The organism is Methanobacterium sp. SMA-27 (assembly GCF_000744455.1).
In the GTDB taxonomy this organism is placed as follows: domain Archaea; phylum Methanobacteriota; class Methanobacteria; order Methanobacteriales; family Methanobacteriaceae; genus Methanobacterium_B.
Genome location: NZ_JQLY01000001.1, coordinates 1,287,665 through 1,307,053 on the forward strand (window position 1 = coordinate 1,287,665; position 19,389 = coordinate 1,307,053).

Consider the following 19,389-nt stretch of genomic DNA (forward strand, 5'->3'; position numbering starts at 1 on the left):
AAGTGTACATTCCCCCACCGCTATTTATTATATCTATTTGATGTTCATATGAACCCCGAACAATTCTCTTTTTAAATATGGGTTTTATTGTATTTTAATGCTTATATTTAGGGCTTATTTTTTTTTATTTAAATTTTTGTCTTAGTTTATACAAGGAGGAAAAAACGTGTCAATAACAGATAAAACAGTCTTAAAAATGGGAAGTACAGAAACCGAGAACATAAAAACATTACAAAAGAAATTAGGAATAAAAACAGATGGATTTTACGGTCCAGTAACACGAGACACAGTAAAAGCAATCCGGATCCTAATAAGAGAATAATTAGAGAAAATGGAGTTATAATAATACCAACAAGTCCAATTAAACCAATAACTCCCCCAATGATAAAAAAGCTGTTATACCGAGAGCTCTTTTTTTCAGCAAACCCCTTACCAATATCTATACTTTCTCTTTTTGATTCATTATTCTTATTTGAATACTCATTAGACATATTATGAAACTTTAATTCCCCGCCACAATCACATGAGAGATCAAAATCATTAGGAGACTCTCCAGATTGAAGTTCATAATACCCCTCACATTTATCACAGATCAAATAATCTAATAGAATCCCCCCCCAAGAATACTCAATTAAAACTATAATTTATAATTTATTATTGTATCACTCAATACTTATTTTGCTCCTGGCTTCATGAAGTAATTTGACTCGACCATATGGATATAAATACTTCTCTATAAAAAATAATAATAAATAATTATTAAGGTAATATTTTTAGTTCGTTATAGGGTCCTATAACGAAGTCGATTATTTACTGACCACATAGCTATATATATTAACCTATAACGAAGTAGATTTTTTTTATCAATCAAATGGCTAAAATTGTTTAGTTGATGGAGTTAAATACATGAAATATATTAAATTATTATGCTATCTTTTGGGTAATCCAACTTTAATTTACATTTGGGAAGTAAAGATTATTTACAATAATTTAATAGAGATATGATCAAATAACTGGTAGAATATAATTCATGTAGGTGGAATCAATATGATTGATATTAAAGTAACAAAAACATTTAAAGGATTAACAGTTGAATTTAAAAAATTATCGAGTAAACCTTTGTTTCAAGAGCTAAACACAGGATTTCTTTTATTACAATTAGAAGACCCAATTTACAAAAAGAGTGATAAGAAAATACGTGATTTAATTCCTTTACATTACACTTTTTTAAATAATCATTATAATTTAAACCCACAACAGGTAGCAGAACTTGAAGATTGGTTTAATCAACCAGCGGAAGAATTATTAAAATATTTAGGTGATGACTATTTTGATTTTATAAATGAATCTGGATAAACATTTGATTCTTTTTTATTATTCTTTATTACTATGTTTTGTTCTTATCTTGATGGGACAATAATTTTGAGGCAATTTAGTAGAGCAACTATTTATTTTATAGCAATTTTCTAGTTTTTAATTTTAATTATTTATTGAGGTATTTTAAGTTTAATAAAAAGTTTGAAAAAAAATCAAATTTGTTACAATGTGATTAAAATTAAATAATTTAATTATGTACCTGGATTATTTATTTTAACCCTGTGTATTCTGCTTAATTGAACAAATAAGGTCTGTTTCAATGTTCAGTGATTTTAAATTATGAGAAACTATCATATTTGAACTGCATAGTATACATGTAATGATCCATATATTGGTATTAGTTGATTTTTAAAATAGAGATTTTTTTGTATTGTTCATGGAAGTTTAAAGTTCAATAATAATTAAAAAATTTGGAACTTTATTTTTAATAATTAATGAATCAAAAAAATTTATTGAATATCAATTATTTGTAATTCGAAAATAATTGGTAAATGATCGTTTATAATATTTTTAAATTCTATCTATTTTTTTGCAAAATCTAAACTAAAAATAATAATAATTTGAAAAACAGAAATACAGAAAAAATTATTTTGTAAATAGGATTAATGATATTAATAAATTATTTCTTACTATTCATAGCATTATCAATGGAAGTGGCCAGTAGCTTACTGTCAATTTCATCTTTAACAAGATAATCCTGAGCACCCCTACCAACTGTACTTACAGCGAATATATCCTCCTTAAGTCCAGTAAGAACTATTATAGGTATATCTGGGGCATTATATTTCATAATATTAAAAGTGCCCATTCCTTCACTATCGGGTAGGCCTAGATCCAATAGAATTAAGTCAAAATCATCCCTTACAATAATTTTTATTCCGTCATCGAGCCTGGTGGTATGTACAACTTCATAACGGTTATCATCAGCGTCTTTTAACATTTCTATTATAGATTTTGTATCACCAGGATTGTCCTCAATCAATAGAATTTTGATGATTTGTTTTTTCATTTTCTTCCCCGAAAAACTTCTTATTATTATTTATAGAGAATATAAGTAATATATTTTTCTGTAGAATTAGGAATATGTACAATAACAGAAAATAGATGAAGAATTCAATTCCTTAACAATTCCACTATAGATAATGGTACAAATTGTATTCCTACAATATTAACTTCATTTATTCCCACTTAGAAGACTATTTTTTCTACCATAAAAGTAATAAATAAACAAACCAATTATGAGCCACAAAATAAATCTAATATGAGTTATGGACGGTAGTTGTGTAACCAGGAAAAAACAGGAAACAATTGCTAAAATAGGAATTACTGGAACTAATGGAGTTTTAAATGGACGTTTTAATTCAGGTTTTTGTTTTCTAAGTATAATTATTGCTGCTGATACTATAATGAAGGCTGCTAGGGTACCAATATTCACCAATTCAGCTAATTCAGTAATTGGTAGAAATGCTGCTAGCACAGATGCAAAAATACCAACAATTATTGTTCCATTCGTAGGTGTTCTAAAATCTTTATGTAATCTTGAAAAAAATTCAGGAAGTAAACCATCCCTTGACATTGCGAAAAATACTCTACTTTGACCGAAAAAGCTTACCAGAAGAACAGAAGTTATTCCACACAAAGCCCCTATTGATATCACTATATCTGCCCAATGAATCCCTAACTGATTTAATGCAAATGCAACAGGAGCAGCAGTTTGTTTGAACACATAATATGGAAGAACACCATCTAAAACTCCTGAAACAGCAATATAGAGGATGGAACTTATAAGTAGAGATCCTAGAATTGCAATGGGAAAAGTTTTTTTAGGAATCTTTAACCTCTTCAGCAGCTGTTGTAATGGCGTCAAAACCTATATAAGCAAAGAATATGATTGCAGCACCTTTAAATACTCCGCTCCAACCATAGGGAAGGAAAGGATGATAATTAGCAGGATTTATATAATTAACACCAATGGAAATGAACAACAAGATTACAGATAGTTTAATTATTACAATAACTGTATTAACCTAGGAACTCTGTTTTACTCCTCGAATTAAAAGCCATGTTATACCGACTATAATTAACACTGCGGGAATATTTATTAGCCCGCCTTCAACTCCAGGTGGATTTATTAATTGTGCAGGTAGAATTAACCCCAATGATGTGAAAATATTTACTAGGTAACCCGACCAACCAACTGCAACAGTAGCCACAATCACCAGATATTCTAAAATAAGATCCCACCCAATAATCCAAGCCAGCAATTCTCCCAAGGTTACATAACTGTAGGTGTATGCACTGCCGGCTATAGGAATCATGGATGCAAATTCTGCATAGCAAAGTGCAGTGAATAAACAGGCAACACCAGCAATTAAAAAGGATATAATAATAGCTGGGCCAGCATAGAATGCAGATGCAATTCCTGTAAGTATGAATATTCCAGCACCAATAATTGCACCAATACCCATGAGTAGAAGTGCAGGAGTACCTAAAACACGTTTAAGTCCCTTTTTGTCTTCTGTGATTTCAAGAAGTTCATTTATTGATTTTTTCCGAAATATTTTTCGATCCATATAATAAATTTGGATGAATTACGATACAGGTAGATATTAAATAAAAAAACAGAATTAATACACCTATAACTTTTGTTCATCCAAACCCCCTATTCCTTTTTTAGTTTTTCTTTAAATAAAACTTCCTAAAAAGAATGTTAAAATCAAGTAGTTATAAATTTATTGTGATTAAATATCGATTTTAAAGTTTTGAACTTAAAATAAGGATATATTGGAAGTTTTCCTTTTAGTGGATTAATAGGAAATAATTCTTAATTAAATCTGCTCTATTTAAAATAATCACATAATTATGTATGAAAATGTAATAAAATGTAAATTAATCATTAATTATACCATATATTGGATATATTTAAATATTTATTAAAACAAATATTAATAAGATGGAGTTTGATTTTATGGACTATAATCAATTCCATTATCATGCCAATTGTTGAAGTCAGTACTTAGTACTTGCTTCAACTACCTCCATTATCCTAATTCTAAAAAATGGGAACGTGTCATTCATGAAATTACGAAAACCAAGTGAGAACAGAAGGATTAATAAAGAAATGTTGAATGAGATAAACGATAAACCAGAAGAATTAGAAGAATCTTTAGAACAATTTATATCTAATATTGAAGCAATAAAGGACATGATTATTCATGAAATTCAGAAAATCCTCGGAAAACAAACTACAAGAAAACCAAAAAAAATCAAAAGATCTCTTAAAAAAAGCAAGTAACTGTAAAACAGAGAATTAGAAAATCTACTTAAATTAATTGAAACTACAATAGTAAAATCCGATGATACTGATAATGATCTTTTAATAGCAAAACTATGGTTACAAGTAGATTGGCATCTATTCGGGATAAATAATTCAAATTCACTTTAAATCATTATTATTTATCATTTTCTTATGATTTATTAAATCACTGCAGCCTTTTCTTTTAATAGTTCTTCTATTACAGCTGAATTCTCTTGATATTCAAGTGAACATTTGCATTTTGGACATATGAAGTTGTCTTCAGATGCTTTTTCAAATACATAACGATGTCCATTATTACATACAAAAAACATATTTTCTTCTTCATACTTAACAGATTTTTCAATTTGTTCGGATAATTTATCATATTTTTTTGTTATGAGATCATAGACCTTATCTTCTTCAAATTTCCAGCTATAAATTTCCCATTTTGTCTTAGGATCTTTAGTCTTTGTGTAGGAAATAACACATGCATCGTTCATTTTATAGAGAACTTTCCTCACTAAAGTCAAGACTATTTCAGTTTCTTCTGAAATTTCTTCGGCAGAAGTTTTACCCTCTAACATGCATTCAATAATTGGAATGCTACATTTTTCATCGTCTGTTATATCCATTAAAATTTCAAGAACAATCGGATCATTTAACATTATTATCATACTCCCACAATATAAAAATCCATATAACCCAAACAAATGAAAATTATAGTTAATTTATTAAATTAGAATATAAACTTTGTTTTTAAATTATAATATTTAAATTAATATTTAGATATGAAATTGATAACAAAAATTTACAATAGATTTGGAGATCACTTTCCCTTTTTTAACAGCTTTTCTTCATATTTTTTTATCCATATAATTTCCTTAAGTATCAGATCACCATGTCCCTTGGGATTACAAATGATCTCTGAAATCCTTTCTTCGGTAATATGGTCAAGAAGGATTTCCCATTCACTTAAATCACTGTAAATATCTCTTTTAATATGGAAAACATCTATTTCAAATAATTCTAGAACTTGGTCAATATCTTCTCCAACATTCAATTTATGAATATATTCTGCTATTACAGGAGGTAAAATCTCAACAATTTTAATTTGGGTTATCAAATAAGCTTCGTATGGATTTTCATAGCTTATATGCTCAACATCTTTAAATCCATTCAAATCATCGGTGGAAGATTTATTGATCTGATTGTAATGTTTATTCAGTTCTTCCTCAAGATCTCCATGACTATTTTCAAGGGAAATCTTGTAGGTCAACATTTTTTCAATGATCTGCACTCTTTCATTGGACCCGTTGATATATAATTCCTCCAAATCATTTATCATTACATGGGGTGTATAATTCGTTTTAATTGAGTTTCACACCGTCTGTAACTGGTAGTTTTCTTAGCCATCCAATATCACTTTTGTAGAGCATTCTTATATCGGTTATTCCTAATTTCAACATTGCTAACCTTTCAATTCCAAGTCCAAATGCTAATACTGGTGTTTCAACTCCTAATGGTTCTAAAACTTCTGGTCTGAACATTCCAGATCCTCCAAGTTCTATCCAGCTTCCCTTTTCAGGTAAGTATATCTCACATTCTGTTGACAGATATGTGTACGGGAAGTATGCAGGCCTGAACCTCACTTTAAACCCTAATTTATGATAAAATTCTTCGATAATTCCAAGAAGATTTTTATAATTAATATCCTCAGCAGCAACAATTCCCTCGACTTGATGGAATTCTGGAAGATGTTTATATGTAATTGTTTCCCTTCTAAAAACTCTTCCAACAGAGAACATCTTAAGGGGAGGTTTGTATTCGGATAAAAACCTTGCAGACACACATGTGGTATGTGTTCTTAAAACAGATTGTTTTGCAACTTCACGATCCCATGTGTACTGCCATCCCTCGGATTCAGTTGTTCCCCCATTCTCATGGACATCTGAAACTCTTTTAACGAGTTGATCATCGGGTAATTTAGAATGTTTAGGATTTTTAATATAAAATGTATCCTGCATTTCACGTGCTGCATGATCTTGAGGCTGGAAAAGACAGTCAAAATTCCAGAAAGCTGATTCTAAAATATTGCCGCTTGACTCTGTAAAACCCATGTTAAGGAACACATCCCTAATCTCTTCAATAATTCTTGTTAATGGATGTATCTTACCTGGAAATGTTTCAGGATGCTCTGCATTAATGTCATAACTTCTGAACTTCAGAGACTTCCATGAACCCGTTTTCAATTGTGCATGGGTAAGTTGGGTTGCAGTATAAGTGAGATCAACACCTTGCTTCAATACTTTTTTACCTTCTTTAGTAACTTTTAAACGATATTTAACATCTTTTTTAACAGAGAGTATTCCTTTTCTCTGTTTTAAAAGGTTGTAACCATTTTTAATTATTTTTGAAGGTTCGAAAAGGAGAAGTTGTTGCATTTCAAGCAATGTTTTAAGGAGCTGTTCATCATTGAAATCCGTATCCAAGGCTTTTTTACCATCTTCTGTTATTTTAACAATTCCTTTATCGATCAAAGCCCATTTCTTTCGAATAATCCATCCAATTGCAATTTTAACTTCATTAGGTTCTAATCCACTTTCTTTACCAATGTCTGTCATTGGAATGGAATTTTTCTCGCCCAAAACTTTTAATATATTCCTCTCAGGTAATCCCTGCTTAGCATATGTTTGACCATCGTCTGTAAGGCTTAAAATATCTTTAACATCCTTTTGAACCTTTATCAAACCCCTTGATTCAAGAATTCCTGCAGCGCTCATAACAGATTTAATGTCCATTTTCTGAGATTCAACTATTTCTTCGGGTGTAGCTTCATAGCCTGCAGATTCTAAGCCCTTTAAAACCTTTTTTTCGTAAATGTGTAATTCATCAATAATTTTCAGGAGTTTATCATCGTTCATATTAATCATTTCCAATTGATCTATTTAGTAATCAAATAAATATAAAATTTCTATTCTAAAAATTATCATTATATTCATCAAGAAGAGCAACCATTACCGAGGATGCAGTCAGATCAGCTGTTGTACCAGGATTTAAACTTTTTTCAATTAGATCTTGGTCGAATTTATTTAACATATCCCGACCTTCATCTGATAAGATTCCGCCTTCAGATATTATCATATTTGCATCTTCAGAAACCTTTTGAGCTATTTCAGAACCATATTTCCTGGATATTAATGTGTCGGCATATATTGACAGTATTGTTAAAAATGTTTGTACTGTTGCATTGTTTATGCCATTGGTATCTTTAACTCCTTTGTATGTAGGATATCCAATTTCAAATGTAATGGGCATGGTTCTTGTAAGTTCAAATGCAAGCATGTCCCATTGGGAGGATAGATCAAGCACATCGTACATGTTTATATTTTTATCAATGAGTTCATTCTTGGCATCATTGCTTCCAACATCTAAATCTTCCCTTTCTCCCATACCACCGGCATCTGCTATGTTGATTGCATCATATAGATTTGCAGCATCATATGGAGTTGTGTTTCTTATGATGTTATCCACATTATTTTGGAGCTCATCAACATTGCTGCTCATTCCTGCGGCTGCTGACAAGGGTGTTAAAAGCATTATAATCCCAAGATTGGTGTTGTTGGCTATCCATTTATCTGTTTCAAGCACACCTTCCTTTATTAATTTACCTATCTCAATTTTATCCAAGGAATCTTTTTTATTATATTTAAATCCTCTTTTGGCAGCTTTTTTCATGGTGTCACCAATTACAACACCACTTATTAAAAAGTCTTCAAATACCATATCTGGAAAATCGCGTGTTCTGTGAACATTACCAGGTTTAGGATGTCCACTAACCTCTAATACAGATGCAATCTGTGCTGTTTTTGCAATGAAATCAGGATCCAATTCATTTAACTCCTTTTAAATCTATGTTCAGATTTTTTAATGAAATTTATAATAAACTTTTAGATTAAATGCTTCCTTCCAAAAATTCAGGTGCAAAATGAGTAATAATAAGATCAGCACCTGCCCTTTTGATTGATTGAAGAGATTCATAGATTGATTCTTTTGTAATATATCCCGCATTTATGCCGGCCATTAACATTGAATACTCTCCACTCACTTGATAAGCCGCTGTGGGCATGTTAAATTCATCTTTAACACCTTTAATAATGTCAAGATAAGGCATTGCAGGTTTTATCATTACAATATCAGCACCTTCGTCAATATCCATTTTTACTTCTCTTAGTGCTTCACTTGTGTTGGATGGATTCATCTGATAGGATTTTCTATCACCAAAACATGGGGCAGAACACACAGCATCCCTGAAAGGTGCATAAAATGATGATGAATATTTAGCAGAATAAGACATGATTATTGTATCGTAGTGGCCATTCAAATCCAAAGTCTTTCTTATAGCTCCAACTCTTCCATCCATCATATCTGAAGGTGCGACTATGTCTGCACCTGCCTCAGCATGGCTTAATGCTATTTTTGAAAGATAGTTAAGGGTTTCATCATTAATTATTTCGTCATCACGTATTATTCCACAGTGACCATGGGAAGTATATTGGCACATACACACATCTGTGATCACAACAAGATCCGTTTCTTTTTTAAGTCTTCTAACAGCTTGTTGAACTATTCCCTCCTTATTATATGCCATTGAACCCTTATCATCCTTTAATAGTGGCATTCCAAAGAGAAGTACAGAGGATAATCCTATTTCTTCGAGTTTAGAGGCTTTTTCTACTATATCATTTATAGAGTACCTGTACTGACCAGGCATTGTGTCAATATGTTCCTTCTGACCATCTTCAAGTCCTTCTTTCACAAACATAGGATAAACAAAATCCTCTGGATTCAGCTTGGTTTCTGTAAGTATAGTTCGAATGTTATGATTTTTCCTTAATCTTCTCATTCTTGTAACTGGAAATTCCATTTTATCACTTTTTTCTTTGTTAATGATTTCTTATATGATTATGAATCTAGAAGTATAAATAATAATGAAATTGAGAAAGATTGATTTTTAATATATATAATATCAACAATATTAGTTCATTAATAATTATAAATAAAAGAATATTTAAGATTGATTTCTAGTTACAGTAGATTATCCTGATTTCCATAGGGTTTTTTACTGTAATATCTTTTAGCATGTTCAATAATTAAGGCATGATATTCATTATAAATACTAATTTTAGGTTCTAAATTTGATTCAAAAACATATTTGATCTTATTGTAGTTGTCATTCTCTTTGATTATACCTTTATGTATGAAAATTCTTTTTGTGTAGGCATCAACAACAAATTCGGATTGTTTATAGGCATAGAGTAAGATTGAATCTGCTGTTTCATTCCCTACACCCTTTACTCTTAGCAGTTCATCTCTTGTTGGAATAGTACCCTCCAATGAAATATAAAAATTTGTAACAGCTTTTATATATTTTGCCTTCTGATTGAGAAATCCCGCACATCTTATGGCCTTTTTGAAGGTATCATCTCCCAATGATAGTAATTTTTCAGGATTTATTGCATTTAAATTGTTTAGATTTAACAATGCTTTTTCAGCGGATGTCCATGCTGTATTTTGTGTTAGGATTGTACCTAGAATGATTTCATATATTTCATCTCTTGTTTTGGGTAGATCATAATTTAGAGGATGATACCCTTTTGTTGCACCTGTTTTAGTTGTATTTGAACCTTCATAATTGATTAATGGCCACCATCCCTGTGGGCCGTATTGATAATATAGTTTGGAGAAGATCAATTTAATATCTTCCCCCACTTTTGTTGTCATAATAATAAATAGGATGGAAACTTATATAATATTAAGAAAGGGTCAATATAGAATCCAATAAATTTCTAATATGAAATATTGGAGTAGGATCTAAATTGTTAGGATGCAAAAATCATGTCAGGAAATAAGATAGGAAAAATGTTCAACGTCACAACCTTTGGTTCAAGCCATGGTAAAGCTCTAGGAGCTATTGTAGATGGTTGCCCTGCAGGTCTTGAGATTTCAGATAAGAATATTCAGATAGAACTCGATAAAAGAAGACCAGGCACCAGCAATATCACAACCTCAAGGGGAGAAAAGGATGAAGTAAATGTTTTATCAGGTTTATTTAATGGAAAAACAGATGGTACACCAATTACTGCTGTTGTGTACAACCGAGACATGGATTCATCAGCATATGAAAATCTTAAAAATAATCCTAGACCGGGGCATGGTGACTACACATGGAAAGCACGATACGGTGCATACGATTACAGGGGAGGGGGACGTGGAAGCGGAAGAACAACCATAGGGCATGTTATTGGAGGAGCAGTAGCAAAGAAACTTCTTGATACAATGAACATTAAGGTTTTATCTCATGTAATCCAAGTGGGAAATATTAAAGCCACTAAAATGGAATTAAATGAAATTGAAGCAAATGTAGGTCTAAATTCGGTTAGATGTGCTGACTTAGAAGCAGCACCCCGTATGGAAGCATTGATTCTTCACCTTAAAGAAACAGGCGAATCAGTTGGGGGTATTGTTGAAACTATAGTTTCAAATGCTCCAGCAGGGCTTGGTGAACCAGTTTTTAATAAACTTGATTCTGATATTGCACAAATCCTAATGGGAATAGGATCCGTTAAAGGTGTTGAAATAGGCATAGGCTTTAAAGCAGCAGAATTAAAAGGTTCACAAATGAATGATGGGTTTTGCATTGATGATGAGGCAATAAAAACAAGAACTAATAATGCAGGAGGTATCCTCGGAGGTATGTCTACAGGAATGCCAATTACAGTTCGTATGGCTGTTAAACCAACCCCATCTATCTCTCAAATTCAGAAAACAGTTGATCTAAAGACAATGAAAGATACAGAGATAAAGATAGATGGTAGACATGATCCATGTATCTGTCCGAGAATTACACCTGTTGCAGAGGCATCTGTATCCATAATCATTGCAGACCATCTTATTAGAGCAGGTTACATAAATCCATGTAAATTGAATCCAAAAAAATAGGAGATTTTAATATGGACTGGATAGTAGTTGCAAAATGTGATGAATGCACAGAAGAAAAAACCTATGAAGTATCTGGAAATACCACTCCCTACTCAATAGGGGATGTAATAGAACATTGTATGTGTGGTGGCCAGTTTATTGTAGATGAAATACTCGAAGTAGGTTAGGATCCAAGAAGAAGTATTATCTAATATTCTGATTCAATATTCTCGAGCAAATGCGATTTTAACCTGATCATCATAGTTCATATATTTTAACCGTACCTCGTTGAATAATAAGATTCAGAATTTTACTTTAATAATAGGTGTTATAAGAGCCTAAGGTATATATAAAGACCAAATTTTCCTAAAAGCTATTTTTTTTACATAAAAATGATGATGTTATGATTTTAATTATATGTCCAAAGTTAGTTCTTTTATTTTTATTAAATTCGTAATCATAGATATTTAAAACTGTGAAAGTACTTAAATATCTAAATGGAATATTTAATTCTTTAAACTCTTTATAATATTGAATTAAGTATAAAATTATGATTTTTCTATATGAATCGATTGCTTTACAAAGATTAAAAAAAATTATTTATTGAGAATTTCATATTGATGGTTTCATTATTATCCATATTATATTAACAGAGTTAATACAAATGGAAAAATAACATGTAATACTATATCTGCTGAGAAATGGCCTATCATTGCAGATTCTAATCCTTTCTTCCAGTAAAGCCATCCGAATATTATTCCACCAATTCCATTGAGTAAAATGGCTCTAACAACTATTAAAGGAGTAATTGAAGTTATAGTTCCAGTTATGGGCAGATGTCCTAGACCAAATATAACTGCTGAGATAATTATTGCTAACCAAATACCAGAATCAGTTGGTTTTCTATCTGCGGTTTTTTTAATTTTAAAAATTATCCAAACAATTAAAGTCATTAAGAATAATCTAAGCAATATTTCTTCTGCTATGCCTCCATAAAAAGAAGCTAAAAACCCTTTCCATAGTGGGACAGATATTTCTGCATTCTGAAAAATACTTGATACCGGTGTAAAAATGAAACTTACTAAAATAATTATTACACCTGCAAAAACTCCAAGACCGATGGAAATGCCTAATATTGATTTAAAATAAGATCTTATTTCTTTACCTTCCAACCAACCCTCCAATATAGGCAATTTAAATCCAACTCTTTTAGCCAGAATTAAACCAATGAATATGGCAATTGAGAATATAACCAATGTCTGAATTAATTGGGCAATTAAAACTAACGGTGTGAAAACTTCTGCTAAAGCTGGACTTAGAGCTAATGTGTATGGTAAAACCATTAAAGTTGTAATAACAGTTGTAATAAGGAGAATACCAAATAATTTCCAGTTGATATTAATTTTCATATAATTTACCCCTTTTTAGACTATAATAATTTAAATAATTTTATTTTATTCATCATCAAGGAATATATCCTCTATCCGTACTTTAAAAAATCTGGCTATTTTAAAGGCCAGACCTAACGAAGGATCATATTTATGCTTTTCAATAGCAATGATAGTTTGTCTAGTTACTTTAAGCTCCTGTGCTAAATCCTCTTGTGTTAGGTCATGCATTGCTCTATAAACTTTTAATTTATTTTTCATAATTTTCCCTATTAATATTTCCGTTTATAGTATGTACGTGATATAATGTTTAATATGAGGCCATATAATGCTGTTATTAATAAAACGTAACCTGTTAATAGGAATTCAGGATAAATATTTCTCAGGGAGACTAAAATAAATCCTACATATATTATCGTCCCAAGTAATGCTCCTAAAGTCATAGTCGAAGATTTTTCATTGATCAGTTGGGTTCTCTCATCTTCCATAATTTTATCTTTGTCCCTTTGAAACATCTCTCCAATATTATCTCTGTGGATGTAAACTATAGGTAATACTGCCATTGTAATTATTAGTGCCAGTATTACTAGTGTAACATTTGCCAATATTAATCCTGTAACCCATAAAACTGTTTGAATTGCCGATGTTGTGATTAGTATATTTCTTAAAGTTTTTTGATTCATTGAAACTTACCTCCATTGTATCATTACTTTTACATAATGTCATATATACTTTACCATATGTTAAGCTTTATTTACATAAATTAAAAACAATTCAAAATATTGATTAAACTTCAAAACCAAGAAAATAGAGATTTATCTGAAGCTGGATGGAAATCATCAGGTAAATCATCAGGTAAATCTACATTTTAAAAATAATATATTACTTCTTTTAGATTAATTAATACTAAATACTTAGTTGATCATATACAAAATAAAAGAAATCAGGTGATGTTTCCTCTCATTCTTTTACCTGTATTTCCTCTAAAAAAAGTCATTGGATTGATTAATTCGTCATAATATTTTAAGAATCTATTGATTTTAACTGTTATTATCTGTTGATTTTGTCAGTTCTAAAGGCATTAGTCGATTTGAGATTATAAATTGAAATTTCGATTGTTAATATTTTTAGAAATTCATCATATTGAATCTCAGAAGGTGCTTGAATAATCACAATCGATATAAGAGTCATAGTTCTTTAATCGTTTATTTAAAAAGGAATATTGTTCTTTGCTAACTCCATATCTTCAAAATTAAGAAATAAATCTTTAGCAAAAGTCTTGTATATTTCATATTTAATGAATTTTAACATGATTATACCTTAATCATAATTAATATCCATTATGAATATATTTACTGAAAAACACCCAGATTTTAGTGACATCATCACCAAAAAGCCAATCATAAGAAGCAAGTGTAAAATTAGTTATAATTAAGGGAACCCCCACCAAGAAACCCTAGATGTTCTGCCTCTCAATAATATAACAAAATTTATATATTAAAACTTTTCAATTATCAATGTAAAGTATTAATAAAAAAGGTGTTTTTTATGCTAAATAGAAAAATTAAGATTTTGAGTTTGTTTGTAATTTTTTTAATAGTTAGTTTAACGCCTGCAAGCGCAGCAATAATAGGTGAGGCAACAGGAAACAATAGAACTGCGTTTCCTATCCAAAATAACATCTAAATAATGAACTAAAACAAACATCACAAAACTATCAAAACCAAATAGAACTATTAACAGAAGAAATAAAAAATGATACGAATACTTTAAACTTAAAGATTGAAGAGCTTAACAATATTCCAAAATGGAGGATCATCAGGCTTATCAAAAAAGCATTAGAAATAAAAAAAATAGCTAAAAACCTCAAAGATAAAACTGATAAGTTAGAGACTACTGCAAAATATCTTGAAAATACAGAAAATCAATTAAATAACATTAAAGTTAATGAAAGCACGGTTAATAATGATGCCTTTTCAAATGCCCAGAATATGGCTAATAAACTTCAAAACAGAATGAATGTAGTCTTTGAGGTCGATGCTTATAATGGTACTTTAAACATCGGTGATATTGTTCAATATAAAGATAATAATAATTATTATAGATATGTTACAGTCAATTACACAATAAATGATACTGTTGTTTTACAGGGTGAAAATCATCAACTACTTTCTATACCTAAACAACAAGCAGATGATAGAATCTTATATATGTTAAAACCATATAGAGCAGTTGATAGTTACGATGTAGTAGATGCAGCATATGATGTACAATATGAAGATATAACACAACAAAAAGTAGATGCAAATAACAAACAAAATCAAGCCAGAAAATTAGGTACAGCATATATTTCTTTATTATCGGCAGCTGGAATTTGTGCGTTTATTGTTATCACATGTATTCTTATAATGGCCCTATTGTCAATACTTAGTTGTGTTTCATTAGGTACTCTCAATTTTGCAACAGGTATTATTTTAGCCATTTCCTTAACAGTTTTAGCTATAGGAGTTGGATGTGGAATAGCGGGAGGCATATTACTTCATTCATGTACTAATATGAAAAATGACGCCAATAAAATGGAAGCTGCTGCAGAAGCTGATCTAAATGATTTAAATAATTTCTTGAGACTATCGGTGCATGTTCCTATAGCTAATAATATGTCCTTGAATACAACAGGGAATAAGACATTAAATGGTGTTTTTAATGCCACCGATGCAGATGGCCTTTCATTTGATGCCATTGTGGTTTCAGGACCTGAACATGGTAATATAACTGTTAATGGAACCAAATTTGTATACACACCTTTTAATGATTATGTGGGTAATGACACCTTTAGATACTATGTAATAGATCAAATAGGCATGTTATCCAAATTTGCTACAGTAAATATCCAAGTTAAAGAAAAAAATGTTGTAGCTGAAAACATGTCCATTAACACCACATCAAATAAGCCTTGGGAAGGTGTTTTTAATGTTACCAATGCAGAAGGTGATATGTTAAATGCAATAGTAGTAACTGCCCCGGAACATGGTAATTTGACCATTCATGGAACTAAATTTGTATATACACCTGCAAATGGTTATTTAGGTAATGATACATTTAGTTACACTGTAAAAGACAACACAAGCTCATTGTACAATATTGCAATAGTAAATATCCAAGTTAAAGCCCTAAATATTCTAGGGAACACTTTTATATCAAGTAAATATAATGGAAATAACTTAAATATTTTAAGTGTTTTTATTCCATTGTTCAGCAGTACAACGAAGCAAATGTAAAAATCTTTAGGGTGAACAGGAAAATTCAGTTTATTTTGAATTTTCCTGTAGATTATTTTTTGGCAATAATTATGAAAAAAATTTTAGGAAAGCATTAGTTTAATTTTGATATTAAAACTTTTAAATTGAAATAATGAGGTTAATTTAATGAACAAAAATGAAATTCGCACCAATATTATTAGTTTTAGTATACTATAATAACTATCTTGGGTTGAAAATAATGACATAACTATTTTGTTAATAGTACTATTTTCAAGTTAAACACGTGGCAAAAAAGCCTCGGGTGGGAATTGAACCCACGACCACGAGATTACGAGTCACGCGCTCTACCAGACTGAGCCAATAAGCAAATGTCATAATATACCATCTCCATTTTGTGTTTAATAGTATATATGCATGTTTTGGTATATATAGGTATGTAATAGACACCTTATCTCTTATTCCATTGTTAATGAAGGATTAGAATGGATTTATTGGGAGCTATGGAATAATCAGGTGTGCAGGCAACACACTTTTATGATCAGTTAAGTATCCACTTATCGATCTTTTTATACATTTTTATTTTACTATAAAATATTCCAAATGTTATTATGCTATAACAAAATCTCCAGTACATAAAAATTACTTCCAAATATTCTAGAATGTGCCGATAAATACAAAAATTCATATACTGTGAGAGGAAATATACTTCCGGTGGTTAATTGCTTGAATTTGCTATATGTTCTCGATGTGGATATAGAACCACATTGGATGATATCATGAAAATATATGATTCAGGGGATAATTCAGAACTTATTTACACTGGAAAATGCAAGATATGTAAAAACACTGTTGAAAAACATTACCCATTAACAAAAGGAGATCCAACATGAGTCAACTCATACACAGCAAAGATAAGGGTCTCATGGAAAAACAGGATGATAGCATTAAATGTAACATATGTGGATATCATATAAAACAGAGTGAAATTACATCAGCATATTTAAGTGGTAGAATATCACTTACTCAGAGGATAGACTAATAAAAAAATCGCTTTATTATTATTGCAATCTTAAACTAGGAGAATAATCATGTTTATTGACAACTTAGATAAAATAATTGGATTGGTAGGTTTAATAATGGGAATTGAATTGATTGCCATAGCAATTTTTACACTTTCACTCGCATATTTCAGAAGTCCTGTTGTTGCAGGAGTAATTGGAAATATGTCCAGTCTGGGAATGACATTAGGAACGATTATTGTGTTTGTGAAGAGAGAAATGCATTAAGTTGTTTGATACGATAAAAAAATGTCACTTGTAAAAAAAATTATCAAACAAACTTAATATACATAAGTAGATAGTATAACAAAGACCATATAGGCCAAGAGAGCAGAATTTAAAAATAGAATAGTACTGTTCTATTATTCCATAGATAGATGAAAAAATTATAAGACATTAATGGAAGATCATAGAATAATCAATTCTACTATAATAATTCATAGACTTATTTCAGTGAGAAATAGAGTAAAATTTTTAATCAATTTAATCTGTACGATTGAAACATTGAATTATTGTTTAAGTTTGTTTCGCTCCATCTCATTGACAAAGTACATTAGATAAAAAATTGCATTCCTTACTATTCCTGCTAATTCCAATGTTCGTTTTAAAAAGGTTTCTGGTGTCATTTCTACATCAGATTCTTCAATACAAAACATTTTTATATTTACATATCGATGGGTTAGAGCATTTCTAGTTTTTCTAAGATTGTAATATGATCCATTTTCTTCAAAATCCCAATGAATGTCAAACAACGCATTTAGACCATCACTTTGAGTTTCAATTATTTTTTCATTAATTTCACGCTTTTTTGGGCTATAATTCCAAGTTGAATACCAGATTTTCATGAAATTTATCCTCGTATCTTCAATTTCTAGATTAAGATGATCATTAATAAAAAATGCAATTTTGTCAAGGATATCATAAAAATTTCTAAAAGAAAGTCTAAGTAACTGTAAATCCATATTATGAAGACTATAATCTAATGTTTCTATAAATCGTGCATCTTCATATACAAAATTCAAGTCTAAATCATTATATCCAGATAAAATGAGTAAAAATCTTGCAGAAATGTAATCTTCTTTAATATGATTTAAATGTGAGGACAAACGGAGATAAGGGTCATTATCTATTGAATAATCTTCATCAATCTTAATTCTCATTCGTTCAATATTTATAGTATCTCCAATAGACGCATCACATTTCTGGCAGAATGAACATACATTTAAATATAATTGATTTTCCATTGTTTGTTCTTTAAGATGTTGGCTTAAATCTGATTTTGCTTCGATTTTATATCCCGGGAAGTTAGGAGATTTTTTCGACAGTTTCTTATCATCAAAGTGTTTTTCAATACATTTTAACCATATTGTGAATGAATTTTTTGATTTTGAACTTACTCCTATCTCTAAAGCTTTAGATATAAAATAATGTGCATCGATTAGGAGAGTTTTATACTTTTTACCTAGTAAAAATGAATATTTACATAATGCTATTCCTTTATTGCCTAATGCCATAGCATAGTCTGGTTTTAGATCTAAAGCTTTTTCGTAGCATTCTAAAGCATCTATTGTTCTTCCTAAATGATCATAGCAGTTACCTAAATTAACAAACGTATCTGGTTTTTTAGAATTATATTCCAAAGATAGTCTAAAATTTATTTTCGCTTCATCTAATCCGGTGTGTTTAAATCTGTTATAATATGGTTTTTTATCCCATTTGAACAAAAAAAGGTCATAATATCCATTTGCGATATTATAATAAACACCTGATGGATCTTTCTGATTTTTTACAATGTTCTCTAAATCCGGTTTAATCAAATCAATACCTTCACGAGTAAGATTTTCTTTGTTTAAATTTCTTCCTACACTTATCAGAATACTGCCAACAACTTGAGAAACATGATAATGAGGTTCAAAATTCTTTTTTATCTCACGAGCAATTTTTAAAGCATTCTTATACTCACCGACATTAATTTTCTCAATAGCAAGAGACTGCATTTCTTCTATTTCAATTATTTCATCTTTCTCCAT

At 30.2% G+C, this 19,389-nt stretch carries 21 protein-coding genes and 1 pseudogene; 9 read left to right on the forward strand and 13 right to left on the reverse strand.

From position 1 onward, the window contains the following. Positions 1-166: 166 nt before the first annotated feature. Together DL91_RS13585 and DL91_RS06495 are read left to right on the forward strand one after the other, a co-directional pair. Positions 167-322: a peptidoglycan-binding protein gene (locus DL91_RS13585; protein WP_156096037.1), complete on the forward strand. Its 156-nt coding sequence runs from the start codon at positions 167-169 to the stop codon at positions 320-322. A 725-nt stretch (positions 323-1,047) separates the two neighbouring features. Further along, on the forward strand, positions 1,048-1,356 hold the full coding sequence (locus DL91_RS06495; protein ID WP_048190755.1) for a hypothetical protein: 309 nt from the start codon (positions 1,048-1,050) through the stop codon (positions 1,354-1,356). 640 nt (positions 1,357-1,996) lie between these two features. Here the strand turns inward: DL91_RS06495 and DL91_RS06500 are convergent. The 3 genes and pseudogenes from DL91_RS06500 to DL91_RS14210 all read right to left on the reverse strand — a co-directional run bounded on the left by DL91_RS06500 (position 1,997) and on the right by DL91_RS14210 (position 3,950). After that, entirely contained in the window at positions 1,997-2,386 is a 390-nt protein-coding gene (locus tag DL91_RS06500) for a response regulator (protein ID WP_052374260.1), read from the reverse strand. Positions 2,387-2,551: 165 nt separating this feature from the next. Then, the gene (locus DL91_RS14200; RefSeq protein ID WP_231551417.1) at positions 2,552-3,244 is read right to left on the reverse strand and encodes an amino acid permease; all 693 of its coding nucleotides are present in this window, start codon (positions 3,242-3,244) and stop codon (positions 2,552-2,554) included. After that, a pseudogene (locus tag DL91_RS14210) lies at positions 3,201-3,950 on the reverse strand (amino acid permease). Before DL91_RS14210 ends, DL91_RS14200 begins: the two are co-directional and overlap by 44 nt. A gap of 503 nt (positions 3,951-4,453) precedes the next feature. Here DL91_RS14210 and DL91_RS06510 point away from each other — a divergent pair. Then, positions 4,454-4,672, forward strand: a complete 219-nt coding sequence (locus DL91_RS06510) for a hypothetical protein (RefSeq protein ID WP_048190756.1) — start codon at positions 4,454-4,456, stop codon at positions 4,670-4,672. Between the two features lie 182 nt (positions 4,673-4,854). Here the strand turns inward: DL91_RS06510 and DL91_RS06515 are convergent, their stop codons facing one another. From DL91_RS06515 to DL91_RS06540, 6 genes are all read right to left on the reverse strand, one after another. After that, positions 4,855-5,340, reverse strand: a complete 486-nt coding sequence (locus DL91_RS06515) for a transcription factor (RefSeq protein WP_048190757.1) — start codon at positions 5,338-5,340, stop codon at positions 4,855-4,857. Between the two features lie 161 nt (positions 5,341-5,501). Further along, complete coding sequence (locus DL91_RS06520) at positions 5,502-6,008, reverse strand: hypothetical protein (protein ID WP_231551420.1); 507 nt, start codon at positions 6,006-6,008, stop codon at positions 5,502-5,504. Between the two features lie 34 nt (positions 6,009-6,042). Next, the gene (locus DL91_RS06525; RefSeq protein WP_048190759.1) at positions 6,043-7,596 is read right to left on the reverse strand and encodes a phenylalanine--tRNA ligase subunit alpha; all 1,554 of its coding nucleotides are present in this window, start codon (positions 7,594-7,596) and stop codon (positions 6,043-6,045) included. 55 nt (positions 7,597-7,651) lie between these two features. Then, entirely contained in the window at positions 7,652-8,563 is a 912-nt protein-coding gene (locus DL91_RS06530; RefSeq protein WP_048190760.1) for a triphosphoribosyl-dephospho-CoA synthase, read from the reverse strand. A gap of 64 nt (positions 8,564-8,627) precedes the next feature. Continuing rightward, on the reverse strand, positions 8,628-9,599 hold the full coding sequence (gene hemB / locus DL91_RS06535; protein ID WP_048190761.1) for a porphobilinogen synthase: 972 nt from the start codon (positions 9,597-9,599) through the stop codon (positions 8,628-8,630). A 161-nt stretch (positions 9,600-9,760) separates the two neighbouring features. Then, on the reverse strand, positions 9,761-10,456 hold the full coding sequence (locus DL91_RS06540) for an endonuclease III domain-containing protein (RefSeq protein WP_048190762.1): 696 nt from the start codon (positions 10,454-10,456) through the stop codon (positions 9,761-9,763). A 114-nt stretch (positions 10,457-10,570) separates the two neighbouring features. Here DL91_RS06540 and aroC point away from each other — a divergent pair, with 114 nt between their 5' ends. Both aroC and DL91_RS13880 read left to right on the forward strand, forming a co-directional pair. Then, positions 10,571-11,674: a chorismate synthase gene (gene aroC / locus DL91_RS06545; RefSeq protein ID WP_048190763.1), complete on the forward strand. Its 1,104-nt coding sequence runs from the start codon at positions 10,571-10,573 to the stop codon at positions 11,672-11,674. A gap of 11 nt (positions 11,675-11,685) precedes the next feature. Next, a complete protein-coding gene (locus DL91_RS13880) occupies positions 11,686-11,841 on the forward strand; it encodes a hypothetical protein (protein ID WP_197050613.1) in 156 nt (51 codons plus the stop codon). 453 nt (positions 11,842-12,294) lie between these two features. On the opposite strand, the gene DL91_RS06550 is transcribed toward DL91_RS13880, so the two are convergent. The 3 genes from DL91_RS06550 to DL91_RS06560 are packed head-to-tail and all read right to left on the reverse strand — an operon-like array spanning position 12,295 to position 13,724. Further along, positions 12,295-13,062, reverse strand: a complete 768-nt coding sequence (locus DL91_RS06550) for a CPBP family intramembrane glutamic endopeptidase (protein WP_048190764.1) — start codon at positions 13,060-13,062, stop codon at positions 12,295-12,297. Between the two features lie 45 nt (positions 13,063-13,107). Continuing rightward, positions 13,108-13,302: a helix-turn-helix transcriptional regulator gene (locus DL91_RS06555; protein WP_048190765.1), complete on the reverse strand. Its 195-nt coding sequence runs from the start codon at positions 13,300-13,302 to the stop codon at positions 13,108-13,110. An 11-nt stretch (positions 13,303-13,313) separates the two neighbouring features. Next, positions 13,314-13,724, reverse strand: a complete 411-nt coding sequence (locus DL91_RS06560; RefSeq protein ID WP_048190766.1) for a DUF2178 domain-containing protein — start codon at positions 13,722-13,724, stop codon at positions 13,314-13,316. Positions 13,725-15,032: 1,308 nt separating this feature from the next. Between DL91_RS06560 and DL91_RS06565 the strand changes: the two genes are divergently transcribed. The 4 genes from DL91_RS06565 to DL91_RS06575 all read left to right on the forward strand — a co-directional run bounded on the left by DL91_RS06565 (position 15,033) and on the right by DL91_RS06575 (position 17,587). Continuing rightward, positions 15,033-16,319 carry an Ig-like domain-containing protein gene (locus DL91_RS06565; RefSeq protein ID WP_048190767.1) on the forward strand — a complete coding sequence of 429 codons (1,287 nt, stop codon included), beginning with the start codon at positions 15,033-15,035 and terminating at the stop codon, positions 16,317-16,319. A gap of 701 nt (positions 16,320-17,020) precedes the next feature. Beyond that, the gene (locus DL91_RS13595; protein ID WP_156096039.1) at positions 17,021-17,191 is read left to right on the forward strand and encodes a hypothetical protein; all 171 of its coding nucleotides are present in this window, start codon (positions 17,021-17,023) and stop codon (positions 17,189-17,191) included. Beyond that, complete coding sequence (locus tag DL91_RS13600) at positions 17,188-17,340, forward strand: hypothetical protein (RefSeq protein WP_156096040.1); 153 nt, start codon at positions 17,188-17,190, stop codon at positions 17,338-17,340. The genes DL91_RS13595 and DL91_RS13600 overlap by 4 nt, the downstream gene beginning before the upstream one ends. Positions 17,341-17,389: 49 nt before the next feature. After that, complete coding sequence (locus tag DL91_RS06575; protein ID WP_048190768.1) at positions 17,390-17,587, forward strand: hypothetical protein; 198 nt, start codon at positions 17,390-17,392, stop codon at positions 17,585-17,587. A 281-nt stretch (positions 17,588-17,868) separates the two neighbouring features. Here the strand turns inward: DL91_RS06575 and DL91_RS06580 are convergent, their stop codons facing one another. Beyond that, positions 17,869-19,389, reverse strand: a complete 1,521-nt coding sequence (locus DL91_RS06580) for an LA2681 family HEPN domain-containing protein (protein ID WP_048190769.1) — start codon at positions 19,387-19,389, stop codon at positions 17,869-17,871.